Annotated in this window: 15 protein-coding genes; 9 read left to right on the top strand and 6 right to left on the bottom strand. The window is 63.3% G+C overall.

Translation table 11 applies throughout. From position 1 onward, the window contains the following. Positions 1–41 precede the first annotated feature (41 nt). The 6 genes from mprF to VGL01_RS01785 all read left to right on the top strand — a co-directional run bounded on the left by mprF (position 42) and on the right by VGL01_RS01785 (position 7,020). Complete coding sequence (gene mprF / locus VGL01_RS01810) at positions 42–2,636, top strand: bifunctional lysylphosphatidylglycerol flippase/synthetase MprF (RefSeq protein ID WP_331566468.1); 2,595 nt, start codon at positions 42–44, stop codon at positions 2,634–2,636. An 8-nt stretch (positions 2,637–2,644) separates the two neighbouring features. Next, positions 2,645–4,066, top strand: coding sequence for a virulence factor family protein (locus tag VGL01_RS01805; protein ID WP_414720147.1), 1,422 nt, complete (start codon positions 2,645–2,647; stop codon positions 4,064–4,066). Between the two features lie 213 nt (positions 4,067–4,279). Then, positions 4,280–4,669 carry a hypothetical protein gene (locus tag VGL01_RS01800; RefSeq protein ID WP_331566464.1) on the top strand — a complete coding sequence of 130 codons (390 nt, stop codon included), beginning with the start codon at positions 4,280–4,282 and terminating at the stop codon, positions 4,667–4,669. A 73-nt stretch (positions 4,670–4,742) separates the two neighbouring features. Beyond that, a complete protein-coding gene (locus tag VGL01_RS01795) occupies positions 4,743–5,891 on the top strand; it encodes a transporter substrate-binding domain-containing protein (RefSeq protein ID WP_331566462.1) in 1,149 nt (382 codons plus the stop codon). Continuing rightward, positions 5,888–6,508, top strand: a complete 621-nt coding sequence (locus VGL01_RS01790) for an ANTAR domain-containing response regulator (protein ID WP_331566460.1) — start codon at positions 5,888–5,890, stop codon at positions 6,506–6,508. Before VGL01_RS01795 ends, VGL01_RS01790 begins: the two co-directional genes overlap by 4 nt. Positions 6,509–6,546: 38 nt before the next feature. Next, on the top strand, positions 6,547–7,020 hold the full coding sequence (locus VGL01_RS01785; RefSeq protein ID WP_414720151.1) for a CreA family protein: 474 nt from the start codon (positions 6,547–6,549) through the stop codon (positions 7,018–7,020). A gap of 36 nt (positions 7,021–7,056) precedes the next feature. Here VGL01_RS01785 and VGL01_RS01780 read toward each other — a convergent pair whose 3' ends face one another. Then, positions 7,057–7,224 (bottom strand): hypothetical protein, encoded by a 168-nt coding sequence (locus VGL01_RS01780; RefSeq protein WP_331566456.1) that lies wholly within the window; start codon positions 7,222–7,224, stop codon positions 7,057–7,059. Positions 7,225–7,637: 413 nt separating this feature from the next. Here VGL01_RS01780 and VGL01_RS01775 point away from each other — a divergent pair, with 413 nt between their 5' ends. Beyond that, the gene (locus tag VGL01_RS01775) at positions 7,638–9,179 is read left to right on the top strand and encodes a methyl-accepting chemotaxis protein (protein WP_331566454.1); all 1,542 of its coding nucleotides are present in this window, start codon (positions 7,638–7,640) and stop codon (positions 9,177–9,179) included. 5 nt (positions 9,180–9,184) lie between these two features. Here VGL01_RS01775 and VGL01_RS01770 read toward each other — a convergent pair whose 3' ends face one another. Beyond that, positions 9,185–9,442, bottom strand: coding sequence for a hypothetical protein (locus VGL01_RS01770; protein ID WP_331566452.1), 258 nt, complete (start codon positions 9,440–9,442; stop codon positions 9,185–9,187). 22 nt (positions 9,443–9,464) lie between these two features. Continuing rightward, complete coding sequence (locus tag VGL01_RS01765; protein WP_331566450.1) at positions 9,465–10,367, bottom strand: DMT family transporter; 903 nt, start codon at positions 10,365–10,367, stop codon at positions 9,465–9,467. A gap of 192 nt (positions 10,368–10,559) precedes the next feature. Here VGL01_RS01765 and VGL01_RS01760 point away from each other — a divergent pair, with 192 nt between their 5' ends. Then, on the top strand, positions 10,560–12,116 hold the full coding sequence (locus VGL01_RS01760) for a methyl-accepting chemotaxis protein (protein WP_331566448.1): 1,557 nt from the start codon (positions 10,560–10,562) through the stop codon (positions 12,114–12,116). Positions 12,117–12,214: 98 nt separating this feature from the next. Here VGL01_RS01760 and lhpI read toward each other — a convergent pair whose 3' ends face one another. Beyond that, entirely contained in the window at positions 12,215–13,135 is a 921-nt protein-coding gene (lhpI, locus tag VGL01_RS01755) for a bifunctional Delta(1)-pyrroline-2-carboxylate/Delta(1)-piperideine-2-carboxylate reductase (RefSeq protein WP_331566446.1), read from the bottom strand. Positions 13,136–13,298: 163 nt separating this feature from the next. Then, positions 13,299–14,207, bottom strand: coding sequence for a LysR family transcriptional regulator (locus VGL01_RS01750; RefSeq protein WP_331566444.1), 909 nt, complete (start codon positions 14,205–14,207; stop codon positions 13,299–13,301). A 100-nt stretch (positions 14,208–14,307) separates the two neighbouring features. On the opposite strand from VGL01_RS01750, the gene VGL01_RS01745 reads away from it, so the two are divergent. After that, a complete protein-coding gene (locus tag VGL01_RS01745; RefSeq protein WP_331566442.1) occupies positions 14,308–15,336 on the top strand; it encodes a DUF1338 domain-containing protein in 1,029 nt (342 codons plus the stop codon). A gap of 24 nt (positions 15,337–15,360) precedes the next feature. On the opposite strand, the gene VGL01_RS01740 is transcribed toward VGL01_RS01745, so the two are convergent. Next, positions 15,361–16,011, bottom strand: a complete 651-nt coding sequence (locus tag VGL01_RS01740; RefSeq protein WP_331566440.1) for an XRE family transcriptional regulator — start codon at positions 16,009–16,011, stop codon at positions 15,361–15,363. Positions 16,012–16,095 lie beyond the last annotated feature (84 nt).

Below are 16,095 nucleotides of genomic sequence, written 5' to 3'. Positions count from 1 at the left end.
GGGCCGGGAGCGGCTGGTCGTGTTACCGGTGTCCAGGAAATATGCAGCGACATGAGGGGGAGTACCGCCGAAAGGCGCTGACAGCGCTTCGCGGTACGTATCGACGCATCGATTACAAGCGGTTGGTGTCGCCCGCGCTCGCGCTGGGTATCTGCGTACTGCTGCTGGTGGCCATCCAGCACATGTCGCAAGGCATCAACTATCACTCCGTCAGCCGGCAGTTGTTCGCCATTGCTCCGGACAGGTGGCTGATCGCGCTCGGCGCCACGGCACTGAGCTTCGTCGCGCTCGTCGCGCGCGACGCCATCGGGCTGCGCCACGTCGCAGCCAAGGTGCCGCGCCCATTGCTCTGGGTGGGGGCAGCGACCGGGTCGGCGCTCGGCAATGCCGCGGGCTTCGGCGCCTTGACGGGCGGCGCGGTGCGTTGTCGCGTGTATGGTGCGGTGGGCGTCACACCTGCCCAGGTGGGCCGCCTCACGGTGTTCACTGGCGTCTCGCTGGCCCTTGCACTGTTGCTGTCTAGCGCGCTGGGCGCGCTCTGGGATACGGCGCCGCTCGCGGCGATGATGCATGTGGGCCGCGCCAGCCTCGCGATCGGCAGCGCGCTCGTGCTGGCCCTGTTGGCGGTCATCGTCGCTTGCTGCGGGACTGCAACGCGACAACTGCGCACGCGCTGGCGGGCTCTGGCGTTCGACATCCCTTCGCGAGCCGATCTGATCTGGGAAATCGCGCTTGGGGTACTGGATGTGGTCGGCGCCGGCGCGGCGCTCTGGGTCTTTCTCCCGCAAACGGATGTAAGCTTCGTCAGCTTCCTGACCGTCTATTCGGCGGCGCTCCTGCTCGGCATGGTGGGCCATACGCCGGGCGGCGTCGGCATATTCGAGTCCGTCATGGTCTTCGCGCTGGGCGGGGACTTGAGCGCACCGTCGCTGGTGGCGGCTCTTCTCGCTTACCGCGTGGTTTATTTCGGGCTGCCGCTTCTGCTGTCGGCCGGCGTGCTGGCCGGCTTCGAAGGGCGTGCGCTTCGCCAGCGCCTGCCGCTACGGCGCGTCGCGGGTCTGGCGCAACTCGCGCCGCTTTTTTTGTGCCTCATTACATTTCTCGCGGGCTCGATGCTGATCGTTTCCGGCGCGACGCCGGCTTTCGGCCGCCGGCTCGCGATTCTTCGGCATCTGGTCCCGCTTTGGGCGCTCGAGAGTTCGCAACTGGTCAGCGCCGTGCTCGGCGTGCTATTGCTGTTCGTCGCTCGCGGGTTGCTGCGCCGACTGGATGCGGCCTGGTGGCTCACGCTGACGCTCGTGGCCGTCAGTCTCGTCCTTTCCGTCATCAAAGGGCTGGCCTTCGTCGAAGCCGGCATCCTCGCTTCGCTGGTCGTATTGCTGCTTTGTACGCGTCGCCGGTTCAGCCGGCGCTCGTCGCTTTTCGCGGAGCGTTTCACGCTTGGATGGGTCATGTCCGTGGCGATCGTGATCATGTGCGCCGCGTGGATCATGTTCTTCGCGTACCGCAACGTTCCCTACAGCAACGATCTCTGGTGGCAGTTCGCGTTCGACGAGCGCGCCTCGCGCTCGCTGCGCGCCATGCTGGCGGCCGGATTGTCCGCGGCGGCTTTCGCGCTGTGGCAACTGCTGCGTCCCGCCAAGGGGCGTTTCGTCCATCCGAGTTCGGAAGACCTGACCGATGCGGTTCAGATCATCCGCGGGCAAGAGCGCAGCGATGCAGGGCTCGCGATGATGGGGGACAAGAGTTTTCTTTTTTCGGGTTCGCGCCAGGCATTCCTGATGTATGCCAAGCACGGTCGCACGTGGGCGGCCCTGCACGATCCGGTGGGGCCCCGGTGCGAATGGGCCGAATTGATCAACAAATTCGTGGCGCTCGCGCATGCGCACGGCGGCCGCGCGGCGTTCTATCAGGTCCGCGCGGATTCGTTGCCGCTCTATCTGGATTCGGGCCTCACGCTGATGAAGCTCGGCGAGGAGGCTCGCGTGGGCCTCGATGCGTTCGATCTGAACGGGCCGAAGCGGGCGGCGTTGCGTTATTCGCTGCGCCGCGCGCAACGCGACGGCTGCACGACGGAAGTCGTCGATGCGCCGGATATCCCCGCTTACTTTGAAATACTGCGGGATATTTCCGATCGCTGGCTCGGCAGCCGGGCCGGCCGTGAAAAGAGTTTTTCGGTGGCCGCATTCAGCGAGGCCTACCTCGCCGCGCAATCCGTGATGCTGGTCCGTCAAAACGGCGTGCCGGTTGCATTCACGACCTTCATGACGACCGATCTGAATGTCGAGGCGACGGTGGGCGTGATGCGGCATCTGCCGGAAGCTTCGCCGTACGTCATGGACTATTTGTTCATCGAACTCGCGATGCATTTGAAAAGCGCGGGATATCGGTTCCTCAGCCTCGGCATGGCGCCGTTTTCCGGCGTCCAGCCGATGCCGCTCAGTTCGCCGCTTCATCGGCTCGGATCGATGGTCTGGAAATTCGGCGGGCGTTTCTATAACTTCCAGGGATTGCGCGCATTCAAAGGCAAATTCCAGCCAGGCTGGGAGCCGCGCTATCTCGCGGTCTCCGGCTGGATCGGCGCGCTTATGACCTTGGTCGATCTTTCAATTTTGGCGGGCGGTCGCCGTTCATGACAATTCGTTTGGCAGTACGAAAATTGGGTTCGCTCGCCATGGCGGCGGGCATGTTGATTTGCGGCGCGGCGCATGCCGAGCCTGCGCGTATTTCGGGCGGTCGCTACGGCGACGTTACGGTGGCGTGGCCTACGGGCGAGTTGCGCGGCTTCGTCGTGCTCTTCTCGGCCGGCAAGAGCTGGAAGCCGGCCGATCAGCAAGCCGCCGAGGCATTGGCGCATGAGGGGGCGCTGACCGTAGGCGTCGATACCGAGCGCTACACGGCCCGTCTCGCGGCGGACCCGAATCCTTGCCAGCAATTGGTCGGGGACGCGGAGGCGGTCAGCCATCAGCTCGAGCGGCAACTGAAGTCGAGCCGCTATTTCGCACCGATCGTCGCGGGGACCGGCGCGGGCGGCACGCTTGCTCTGCACGTGCTCGCCCAGGCGCCGGCGAATACGGTGGCGGGCGCCGTATCGATCGATCCGCACGGCACCTTGGACAAGCGGATCAAGCTTTGCCCTCCCGATCCGACGATCAGCCGCGGCAGCGTCTTGCCCGGTTTCGTGGAAACGGGCGTGACGAGCCCGGGCGGCATTGCCCCGATGCGCCAGGCCGAACGTTCGGCCGTCAAGGAAGGCGCCGATTCGCCCAGTTTTCGGAATCGGAAGGACGACAAGAGCCTGACCGCACCGGTCTTGACGCAGCCGCCGCATCTGTTTGCCGCGACCACGACGCGCAGCGAGCAATTCGTCACGCTGGTCCGCCCACATCTGCTTGCCGATACGGTCGGCGAACAGGACGTTTCGGATTTGCCGCTGATCGAATTGCCGTCGGCTCATCCGCGCGGGATGCTCGCGATCGTCATGTCGGGTGACGGCGGCTGGCGGGATCTGGACAAGAGCATTGCCGAGGAGTTCGCCAAGGATGGCGTCTCCGCGGTTGGCTGGGACAGCTTGCGTTATTTCTGGAGCGAGAGAACGCCGGAGCAGGTGAGCCGCGACCTCGCCCGCGTGATTCGTTTTTATTCGGCGCGGTGGCATATCAAATCCGTTGCGTTGATCGGCTACTCGTTCGGTGCCGACGTGATGCCGTTCGCCTACAATCGGCTACCGGCCCCGCTGCGCGAGAAAGTTGCGCTCGTCTCGCTGCTGGGCTTTGCGCCGACGGCCGATTTCCAGGTTCGGGTAACCGGTTGGCTCGGCTTGCCGCCGAGCGACAAGGCATTGCAGGTGCGCCCGGAGGTGGATCGGCTCCCGGCAGGACTCGTCCAGTGTTTTTACGGCGAGACTGAGGAAGACAGTCTATGCCCAGCGCTTGCCGGCACGCGGGAAGTCATTCGCACGCAAGGAGGCCACCACTTCGGCGGCAGTTACGGCGAGATGGAAGATCAGATTCTCGCCGCCTGGGAAAAGCGCATGCCGGTGCAGGTCACGGGCGCCAAGCCCTGAGCCCGATGGGCGCGCGCAACGCGCGCCGTTTCGCCTTCGGCGAATGTCGTCCTGCTCGAACGAGACGCTCAAATAGCTTATATTGAGCGGGCTTGTTCGCAGGGAGTCGTCAGTCGGCCGCGACGTTCGTTTTCGTCTTATCGTGTGCCTCCTTTGCTTATCCATTCAACGCCGCGGTTTTCCGATACCGCCGGCCCACCAGGAGATCGTCTCATGGACGCACAGCAGCTCATTTCCGAGTTTCTTTCCTCCGAGCATGGGGCTCAGGCGGCTCAGGCATTGGCGTCGCAAGGCATTGGCGCCGACGATGCGCAGCAGATGCTGAGCCAGGCGGCGGAGACGGCGCATGCTCACGTCGAAGAGCAGGGCGGGGGCTTGCTCGGCCAGAGCCCGGGCAAAAGCTTTTTTGCCGCGTTTGCCGCAGGTATCGTGCGCGGCGACGGTGTTTTCAAATCGCTGATGGAAGGCGGCGAAGGCGTGCTCACCGGACGCGTCGCCGAGTCGATCGCGAACCGGATGGGCGTCGATCCGTCCGTCGCATCGACGGTCGCAGCCGCCGCGACGCCCTATCTCGTCGCCTTCCTGAAGGAAAGGCTGGGCTGAGGCTCGCTATCGCGATCCCAGTGTGGACCGGGCCGCGCGGCGGGAGCGCGGCGCGCGCAACGAGGGGACTCAAATGACGCGGGACGACGAAGCGGCATGGCGCATAGGCATTCTGTATTCGCGTAGCGGCGTCACGGACGCAACCGAGTCGGAACATTTCTTCGGCACGGTACTCGCGATCGAAGAGATCAATGCCAGCGCAGGCGTGGCAGGGCGTCTGCTCGATCCGGTCGCATACGATCCCAAATGCGATGCCGACGAGTATCGCCGGCTCGCCACGCGCATGTTGCAGGAAGACGACGTGACCGTCATCTTCGGCTGCTCGACATCGTCGAGCCGCAAGGCCGTGCTGCCCGTGATCGAACGCAACAATGCGCTGCTCTGGTACTGCTCGATCTACGAGGGGTTCGAGTATTCCCCCAATGTGATCTATACCGGCGCCGTGCCCAACCAGAACAGCATGCAGTTGGCCGCATGGTTGTTGCGCAATCGGGGCCGCCGGTTTTTCCTGGTCGGCGCGGACTACATCTATCCGCGCGAATCGAACCGGATCATGCGCGATATCGTCGAGGAGCACGGCGGCGAAATCGTGGATGAAGTCTATTTGCCCAGCGACGCGGAGCCCGCGGCGCTCGAAACGGTGGTCGCCGAAATCGCTCGCATGCGGCCCGACGTCGTCTTTTCAACGCTGATCGGACGCGGCGCACGCGCGTTTTACAAGCTGTATCGCGACCACGGGCTCGATCCCGCCGAAATCCCCATTGCCAGCCTCACGATGACCGAAGGCGAGATACGCATGATCGGCCCGGCGTTGTGTGGCGGACATATCGTTTCCGCCACCTATGTCAATTCATTGGACAATCCGGGCAATCGGCGCTTTGTGCAAGCGTGGCGGGCTCGGTTTGGCGACCAGCCGGCCAGCATGTGGTCGGAGATGGCATATAACCAGGTGCACCTGTTTGCGCTTGCATTGGCGCGTGCGCAGAGTCTCGACACGTCGAAACTCGTCGATGCGGTGCATGAAGTCGAGTTCGACTCTCCCGAAGGTCTGCTGCGGATCGATGCGGGCAACAATCATGCGATGCTGACGCCACGTGTTGCCGTGTGCAAGCCGGACGGGACCTTCGATGTGGTCTGGGAGGGGCGCGAGCCGGTCAAGCCCGACCCCTATCTGACCACGTACGGATTCGCCGAATTCTGGCTGGACGGAGATTCAGCATGAGCGCCACCGCGCGACGTCTGTTCGACGATCTGCGCTCGCTTCGGGTCGCGGTCATCCATCCGCCCGGAGACGACCGAAGCATCCTCGAGGAGCAACTGCGCCGGATCGGCTGTCCGGTGCGCATCGTGTGGCCGTTCCCGCCGCAGTTGCCCGCGGACGCGGACGTCATCCTGTTTTTGGTTGGACCGGAGCTTCGCAGCGCGGGCAACTGGTGTGCGGCCGATACCGCGGCGACGCTGATTGCGCTGTCCGACTACGAAAACCCCACGGCATTGAAAATGCTGGTCGATACACAGGCGCACGGCGTGATTGCCAAACCGTACCGTTCGACGGGCATTCTCAGCACGCTCGTGCTCGCGCGTGCATCGTCAGGCTATCAGCAGCGTTTGCAGAACAAGATCGGCAAGCTCGAGGAGGCGATCAAGTCTCGGCGCCATGTCGAAAAGGCCATTCGTACGCTGATGGACGCGCATCGCCTCAGCGAAAACGAAGCGTATGAGCATATTCGCTCGCGCGCGACGGAATTGCGCGTGACCGTCGGAGAGGTCGCGACGATGGTGATCGATGCGCACGAAGCGATGGAAAAGCTCGGGCTGGGTAAGCCCGGGAAACGATGACAGACATTCGAAGCAAGCTATTCGCGATGAACATTCAAATGCGCCGCCACATTGCTGCGGTCTGGTGGCTCGCCACTGCCCTAGCGGCCTCGCACGCGTTCGCGGAAGAAATCGGCAGTGTCAATACGAACTTCCGATTGCCGAAATCGGACCGCGTGGTGGTCGAGGCTTACGACGATCCGGCCGTGCCCGGTGTGACCTGCTACGTCTCGCGTGCGAGAACGGGCGGCCTCAAGGGGGCCTTCGGCGTAGCCGAGGACCCGACCGAAGCATCGATCGCTTGCCGGCAAGTCGGCCCGATCCGTTTTCAAGGCACGGTGCGCCAGCAAGAAGATGTCTTTACCGAGCGGATGTCGCTGATTTTCAAAACCTTGCACGTGGTGCGAATCGTCGACGCCAAACGCAACGCGCTCGTCTATATGACGTATAGCGACCGCGTGGCGTCGGGGAGCGCAAAAAACAGCGTGAGCGCGGTGCCGCTTCCCCCGGGAACACAGATTCCGCTCAAGTAGAGGTTCCGATCCGTCGATCGCGTCCGCGTACCCGCGTCAACGAATCCGGAAGACGCCGCCGATACCGACGCTGACGGGGGGCGGGGCGTAGTACGCCGGCGCATAGGTGTAATAGCCTGGCGCCGGTCCATAGGCGTAGGGCGGTGCGACCACGCAGCCGCCAAGGCCGACTGCGAGCGCAAGTGTAAGAAGAAGCTTTGGCATCGTATTGTTCTCGTCGAGTGTCAAAGGGTGCCGCCAGAAATTCGCGATGCAATGATTTGAAGGGCGTCTCAATTGAGGCGACGAGCCGAGTCTAATGCGCAACATTCCGGAATGGGTTTCGCGCAGCTTTACACGTGTTACCGGTTGTGACTGCTGCGGTTCAACGCGGGGGCGACTGCGGGCTGTGTCACGGCGCTGCGCGACGCCTGCCGGCGGGCGCAGCGGACCATTAGCGTAACTAAATAATATTTATCGCTATTAACTTATCGTTCCTGAAAATTACGCTTATCGGGTCTATTCCATCTCAAGTCCGGGGCAAATGTGCCGATAACGATTGCAGGCGGCATGCTCCGTTATTCGTAATACGGATGCTTCGAATTCCGCTCCGGCACCGCTCCAAAAACAGGGACGAAATGAACTCCAAACTCACGATCAAGGGACGCATCGCTTTGGCGATGGGCTCGCTCGGTGTGTTGCTGATCGCTGTCAGTATCTTGGGCTTGATCGGCATGAGCCGCGCAACGGACGCGACGTATGCGGTCTTTTCGGACAACCTGCCCAGCGCGGTCGCGACGGGCAACGCCGCGGCATTCGTTTTGCGCGAGCGCGTCGTACTGGATCGCGCCGCGTTGACACCGGATGCGCCCGACGTGCAAGCCACGTTCGATCGTGCCAGACGGTATCGCGATGTTTCGAATCAATGGTGGAACAGATATCTCGCACTCCCTCGCGATGGCGAAGAGGACCAGCTTGCCGGCAAGGTTACGGCGACCCGTCAGCAGATGTACGAGGCGATCGATCGTGTCATCGACGCGATCAAGGGAAAGGATGCGAGCGAGATCCGCGCGAAGACGTCGGCTCTGACTGCGCCTTATGTGGCGCTCGGCGCGGCAACCGATGCGTTGACGGATCTTCAGGAGCGCAAGGCGAAAGCGCGCTATGACGGCGCCAGCAGCCAGTACCGGCTGTTTCGTGCGCTCGCGATCGGTATGTTGCTGATCGGTGCCGGCGCAGCGGTGCTTGCCTGGGTGTCTTTACGCCGCGCCATCGGCCGGCCGCTCGACGTGGCGCGCGCACACCTGAGGGCAATAGCCGAGGGCGATCTGAGCCGTGCCGTACCCGTCACGAGCCGCGACGAGATGGGCCAGATTCTCGAAGGGCTCGCGCGCATGCGCGACGCATTGCGCGATACCGTGCGTTCGGTTCGAGACGGCAGCGAATCGATCGCACAGGCCACGCAGCAGATCGCCGCCGGAAATCTGGATCTGTCCGCGCGCACCGAGGAGCAGGCCGCGTCGCTGCAGCAGACCGCGGCCGGCATGGAGGAATTGACCGGGACGGTCCGTCAGAACGCCGATAATGCGGGGCACGGCAGCAAGGTGGCCGAGGATGCCACGACGGTCGCCCATCGCGGCAGCGAAGTGTTCACGCGCGTGGTCGGGACGATGGGCGAGATCAGCGATAGTTCATCGAAGATCGCCGACATCATCGGCATCATCGAAGGCATCGCTTTCCAGACGAACATTCTGGCGCTCAATGCCGCCGTCGAAGCCGCGCGTGCCGGCGAACAGGGACGCGGTTTCGCCGTGGTGGCCGGTGAAGTCCGCGCGTTGGCGCAGCGATCGTCGGGTGCCGCCAAGGAGATCAAGCAATTGATCGACACATCCGTGTCGCGCGTGCAAGCCGGTGCGTCCTACGTCAACGAGGCGAGTACCGCCATGCACGAGATCATGGGCTCCGTCGCACAAGTCCGGGAAATCATGACGGGGATTGCATCGGCATCGTCCGAGCAACGTGTCGGTATCGACCAGATCGCGCTGGCCGTGACGCAGATGGATACCGTCACTCAACAAAACGCCGCGCTCGTGGAGCAGGCGGCCGCGGCCGCACAGTCGCTCGACCAGCAGGCCATGAAGCTGAAAGAAGCCGTCGCGATTTTCAAGCTCGACGCCTAGCGGTCTCAGCCCACATCGTCGTCCGCTTCCTTGCGCTCGCGCCGCGCTTCATTGCCGCGGCGAGCCCGCAGACGCTGGCGCGAAAGCACATGGATGACTTCCCCGGGGCTGGCGCCCGGGGGTATTTCGTTCCGGATCACATTGGGCAGCATGGGGCGCCCCGCGCGATGTCTGCGCAGCGCGCGCGCAATGGCTTTACGGCAGTCTTCCCCGTGGCAATCCCATTCGTCCCGGATTTTTCCGCAGTATTGACACTTTTCCATAGCGAACAGTCTAGCGGCAATCTCACGAGATGTCCGCGCGCGTGGCCAGATAGACGCCCAGGGCCGCAAGCGCCATGCCGAACCACGCGCGCACCGCGATGGGCTCGTGCAGTGCCACGAGCGCGATAGCGGCGGTGGCGGGCGGCACGAGGAAGAACAGCGCCGAGACGCGCGAAGCCTCGCCGTAGCGCACCATCGCCAGCAGCAGATAAATGGCGACGAGCGAATTGCAGATGACGAGATAAGTCAGCGAGCCGAGCAATTCGATTGTCCACTGCACGTGCATCGGCTCGAGAAAAAACGCGAGCGGTGCGCTGATGGCCAAGCCGACCGCGTATTGCACGAGGCTCGCGGAAACCGGATGCGTCGTCGTGCCGAAACGTTTTTCCCATAACGTGCTGCCGGTGATCGTCAGCAAGGCGAGCACCGCGAAGATCAGCGCCCATGTCGATGAGATATGGATGGACGATTGAGCGGTAATGACGATGACGGCACCTGCCACCCCGAGCGCCAGTCCGAGCCACCGTTTTCGACCGACATGCTCGCCTGCCATCGCGGGTGCGAGCAAACCGATGAGGATGGGCTGCTGCGAGGTGATCAGCGCGACGGCGCCGGCGGACATGCCGTATTTGAGGCTGAGATAGGTGAAGGCAAAGTAGCCGGCCTGCAGCAGCAGACCGGTCATCGCGAGATGAAGCCACGTTATCGGCCGCGAGGGAAACTCGGGCTTGAGCAACAGCGCGAGCGCAACGAGAATGCCGACGACGATGGCATAGCGCAGTGCCAGAAACGTCAGCGGGTCGGCGTAGCGCAGCCCGAGCTTCAAGAACACGAATCCGCTGGACCAGAGCAGCAAAAAAAGCGACGGTGCAGCTTTGAGCCAGCGCGGCCGGACGGCGGTGACGGGTTCGGTGGTATGCGACATCGCGTGTCTGTCTTTCGATTCGAAAGGAGCGGTCCGTTTTACCACATCGCACGGATTTGCGAGTCCAGGCGCGCGTGCCCTCCGGCGCGTGCAGTCGCGTTTTCCCGATCTCAAGAAACGATTCACGCTGCCGTAAAAAACGTCGATAGGAGGTGAAATCCTTTCGCCGGTCCGATAGCAATAGAGGAAAAAGTGAATCGTCTCAGCCTGAACGCCAAATTGTGGCTAGCCTTGGTCGTAACGTGGCTCGGCCTGTTGTTCCTGGGCGGCTGGGCCGCCATGCAAACGCGTGACATCATGCTTACCGAACGTAAGGCGGCTATTCGCAACGTGGTCGAGGCTGCCAGTGGCATCGTCGCCGAGTATGCGAAGCTGGCCGACAACCATACGCTCACCGAGGAGCAGGCCAAACACGAGGCGATGGCGCGTTTGTCCGAGATGCGTTATCCGGGCTTCGGATACCTGATGATCGCGAATGCGAAGCCCGTCGTGCTCATGCACCCGACGCTCGCCGATTTGCGCAACAAGGATGTCAGCAACTACGCCGATTCGAACGGCAAGCTGCTGTTCGTCGAGATGGTGAAGGTGGCGCAGGCGAACGGGCAGGGCTTCGTTCCCTATATGGCGCGTCTGCCGGGCAAGACCGACCGCGTGCCGAAAATCAGCTACGTCAAGCGCTTTGCCCCGTGGGATTGGTATTTGATGTCCGGGCTTTATATCGACGACATCGATACGGCGTTCCATGCCGATCTGCTTCGCTATTTCATCGCAGTCCTGATTATCGGAGCGCTCGGCTCAGGCGCGCTCGTTACGATCATTCGCAACGTCAAACGCAGCCTGGGCGGCGAGCCGGCCTATGCGGCCTCGGTCGCACAGGTCATTGCCGAAGGCGACCTTTCGCATCGTGTCGTCGTCGATTCGGGAGACGGCAACAGCATGCTGCTCGCGATGCAGCGCATGCAGCAGCACCTCGCGCAGGCGATCCGGCGCATCCGCGGCAGCACGAAGACGATCGAAGAGGCCGTGCAGCAGATTGCCTCCGGCAACCTCGACCTTTCGTCGCGCACGGAACAGCAGGCGGCGTCGCTCGGCGAAACGGCCGCGAGCATGGAAGAGCTTACCGCGACGGTCAAACAAAATGCCGACAACGCGCGGCAGGCGAACCAGATGGCGACGGACACCTCGCGCATCGCAAACGAAGGCGGCGAGGCGGTTCAGCAGGTGGTGGCGACGATGCAGAACATCGCCGACAGCTCGACGCGCGTGGTGGACATCATCGCCGTCATCGAGAGCATCGCGTTCCAGACGAACATTCTTGCGCTGAACGCGGCTGTCGAAGCGGCGCGCGCGGGCGAGCAAGGCCGGGGCTTTGCAGTGGTCGCCTCGGAGGTGCGGAATCTGGCACGCCGCAGCGCCGATGCGGCGAAGGAAATCAAGTCGCTCATCGAGGATTCGGTGAGCCGCGTGGAGGACGGCAAGTCGCTCGTCGCGGTGGCCGGCACGAAAATGGAGTCGCTCGTGCAGTCGGTCAAGCACGTGAGCGAGATCATTCGCGAGATTTCCTCGGCCTCCGAGGAGCAAAGCCGCGGTATCGAACAGGTCAATATCGCTATCGCACAGATGGACCAGACTACGCAGCAGAATGCGGCGATGGTCGAAGAGGCGGCTGCGGCGGCCCAGTCGATGCAGGAGCAGGCTCGCACGCTCGCCGATGTCGTCGACGTTTTCCGGCTGCCCGCGGAGGTTTGAGCGTACCCGGGCGGCCGCGACGACAGCTCGAGAACCGCCGCGCCGTTACGCGTACGGGCTTTCGTGCTGTCGTGCTTAACCTGTACGGTGCTGCGCAATCAATTGGACCGCCCCGCGATGGCGGCGCGCGCGACGCGGCATGCGGCGAGATCCCAGGCACCGCTGCCCACGGTTTTCAGCAACATCGGGGTATTGGCGGGTGCGCGCGCGGAGATTGCCGCGCCGATCGGCTGCACCGAGGACCAATCGATACCCGCTTGCAGCAGATCGCCGGCTTCTTCGCGTGCGGCCGCGAAATCGTCGACGAAGACGCGGCTCGCGCGAACGGTGTCGGGACCGATCTCCGCGGCGTCGGGCGTGAATGCGCCCACGGCTACGATCAGCCGGTCCGCGCGCGCAGGCTCGTTATAAACGGGCGTTTTGCTCGTCGTCGCGGTCATGACGACGTCGATGTCATCGGCGATCGTTCCATTCGTCGGCAACACACGGATGCCTTCGTGGCCCGTCTCGTCGCAAAAGCGCTGTTCCGATGCGAGGGCCTTGCCCGCGACGAAGATCGTCGCGCTCGGATATAACCGCGCAATGGCCGCGGCATGATGGCGTGCCTGTTGTCCCGTCCCGATGATGAGGAATCCGCGCGGCGCGCGCGGATAGAGATACTTCACGCCGAGCATCGACAACGCGGCGGTTCGGCGTCCCGTTACCGTCGGCCCGTCGAGGATGAACTCCGGCGCACCGGTCACCCCGTCGCAAACAGTCACGGTGCCGAAGATGGTCGGCATGTTGCGCGCGGCGTTGCCAGGGCACACGCTGACGAGTTTATGGATGGCCACGTCGCTGGCGGCGGCGGGCATCGAAAGCAGCACGCCATTGTCCGCCAAGGGTACCGCGGTGCGTACCGGCGAGCGAATCGCGCCCGCTTCGAGCTCATGCGCCGCATGGGTCAGCGCTTCGATGAGCGAGGCGAAATCGAGGAGGCGGGCCGTGGCCGCGGCATCGAAGGTGGGAAGCGTCGACATGATGGGATCGGCAGACCGAATGTTCAAGGGCGGACGGGGTGCGCGTGCGTTTCGCCGATGCTATCTGAAAATGTTTCTGATTGGAAACGTATTTTGAAGGCGCCGATGGCCGCGCTAGATGCGATGCCGAGGCCGGCTTCATGAAACCGCCCGAGTCAGCCACTCATCTCACCGGCGAACCGTCATAGGCGCTGGCCTCGTCCAGGAGCCAGGCGCGAAACTGCTCGAGTGGCTTGCCGTGGCTCAACTCGGTCGGGTAGACGAGGTAATAGGCGGCCTCGGCAACGGAAGTCGCCTCGAACGGGATGACGACGCCGAGCTGCTCGAGCCGCCCTTCGACGAAGAACTTCGGCACGAGTGCGATGCCGAGTTCGGCTGCCGCCGCACTGAGGAGCATCGTATGGAGCTCGTAGCGCACGCCTTGCATCGCCCGGTTGTCGTCGACGCCGAGCTCGGAGAACCAGCGAGACCAGGCATCGGGCCGCGTCGTCGAATGCAGTAGCGGGTAGGCCAGCAACGCGCGGACGTCCTCGACGGGTTCGGGGATCAGAGCCGGCGAGCATACCGGTACCACCTCTTCGCCGAAAAGGTAATCGGACGATGTGCCGGGCCACGTGGGCTGTCCGTAATGGATCGCAGCATCGAAATGCGACTCCTCGAACGAGAAGGCATCGGTGCGCACGCCCATGTTGACGCGAATGTCGGGGCTGCGCGCGTAGAAGTCTTTCATGCGCGGAATGAGCCATTGCGAGGCAAATGTCGGCAACACGGCCAGCTCGAGCGAGCCGCCGCCGCTGCCGTGCGCGATGATCGACAAGGTGTCGCGATCGAGATATTCGAGGATGCGGCGCACTTGTGTGCCGTAAAGCTTGCCGGCTCGCGTCAGGACGACGCGTTGCTTCGAGCGCACGAAAAGGCGCACGCCGAGGTTCGATTCGAGCGACGCGATTTGCCGCGACACCGCACTTTCCGTCAGAAACAGCTCGCGGGCGGCGTGCGTGAAGCTCTCGTGGCGAGCCGCCGCCTCGAACGCGAGCAGCGCACTCATGTTAGGAATCCTGAACTTTCGCACGATCATTCCAAAAACGCATCAAGTCCCGATTTTATCTCGCTTTACGCTAGCGGGAATCGTTTCGATAATGCGCGCGGTGAAGATCCAACGAGAAAGAGCGATGCGTAACGCGAATGTCGAGCTGCTGCTGTCGAACCTGTTGGGCCGGGAAAAAGCCGATGCGCTTTTCTCGACGCTGAATTTCCCGTCGATCCTCGCCGACTGGGAGGCCGGGACCGTGACGCGGGCGGAGCTGGCGCAGGCCATGAACATGGCGCTGTTCGAAGACTTGCTCGCGCGCTCGCCGAACGGGCGGGCCTATACGCAGGAGACGGTTGCGCACGGCGGCTCCGTCTATTTCGATCATGGTGCGCTGCGTACTGTGCGCTGGACGCAGACTGGCGCTTTGCCGCCGGGCGAAGCGGCCTTCACGCGCATCTTGCGTCCGCTCGGGTTCCGGCTCAACGGCCGTTATCCGCTCGATAGGCTCGGCATGACAGGGCGCGCGTATGCGCACGAGGACGCCCCCGACGAAATCGCCCAATTCTTCGTGAGCGAGCTGCATCCCGAACGTTTCTCGACGGCATTCCAGCAAGCGGTGACGAACGTCGTCGGCACGTCGAAGGACCCGTTGACGCCGCGCTCGCTGGCACAGCTCTGGGAACTCGAGCGCGATGGCGCGCTTCCGATCGATGCGGCGCAAGCGCTGCTCCCCGTCATCGTCGGCGCATTCGCGCGCCATCACGATGTGCCGAGCGAAGCGGATTACGAAACGCTCTTGAGCGAATCGGCCGAAATGGCGTGGATTGCGACGGAAGGCAATGCGTTCAATCATGCGACGGATCGCGTTGCCGATGTCTTCGCCTTGTCGGAAAGCGAAAAAGCCAAGGGCCGGCCGATGAAGCCCGAGGTCGAGCGTTCCCGGTCGGGGCGTGTCTTTCAGACCGCGTACCGCGCCGATATCGTGACGCGGACGTTCAAGGCGGCTGACGGCGCGCTCGTCACGCGAGACGTTCCGGGCTCGTTTTACGAATTCATCACGCGCAAGCGCGAATTCGATCAGGCCACGCGTAGCTGGGTGACGGATCTGCGCTTCGATGCCGGCAATGCGCAAGGGATCTTCAAGATGACGGCGCATGCCGCCGCGTAATGTCCGGATGGCGGGTGCCGGCGCTCAGGCGGGTCCGGCGCTGCCACCGTTGGCAAGCGGCCTCGCCTCGCTGTCGTAGGGCGCGTAGCCTTCGTCGATAATCCAGAGGACTTCGGCGTCCTCGTCGCTCGTCGATACAGCGGCGTGGCCCATGCGGCTGTCGAAATAGATGCTGTCGCCCGCTTCGAGATGCGTTGGGGCGTACAGCTCGGAATACAAGCAAACGCTGCCGCTCAGCACGAAAAGAAACTCCTCGCCTTCGTGCCGTCCCCATTCCGTGAATGCGTCGAGCGAGTGCGCCGTGATCCGGATGCGAAACGGATGCATGGCCTTTTTTGCCAGTTCGGTGGCGAGCAATTCCATTTCGTAACAGCCGGCCGCGTGCGGTTGTCCCGCGCCTTTGCGCGTGACCGCGCGCCGGCCGCCGACGTTCGGTTTCGACGCGGAGCCGAACAGTTCGCTCAAGTCGATCTTGAGGCCGTGAACGATCTTTTGGAGGACGTCGAACGTCGGAGACATCACCCCGTTTTCGATCTTGGACAGCGTCGAGCGCGATACGCCGCATACGCGGCTTGCCGTTTCGAGCGTGTAACCGTGGAAGAGCCGCGCGGCTCTGACGCGCTTGCCGAGCTCCGAAGGCGCCTGCTCGGCCGGCTTCAAGATGGTCCTGTCCATGCGGGGGATTGGGTGGTACGGTCTATCGGTCCTGCGAGTTTCGCATCATAACATCGGCTCGCCGCCGCGTCGGGCCGCGGCGAG

Source organism: Trinickia sp. (assembly GCF_036503415.1).
Lineage (GTDB): Bacteria > Pseudomonadota > Gammaproteobacteria > Burkholderiales > Burkholderiaceae > Trinickia.
This window is presented reverse-complemented; position numbering and strand designations above follow the sequence as displayed.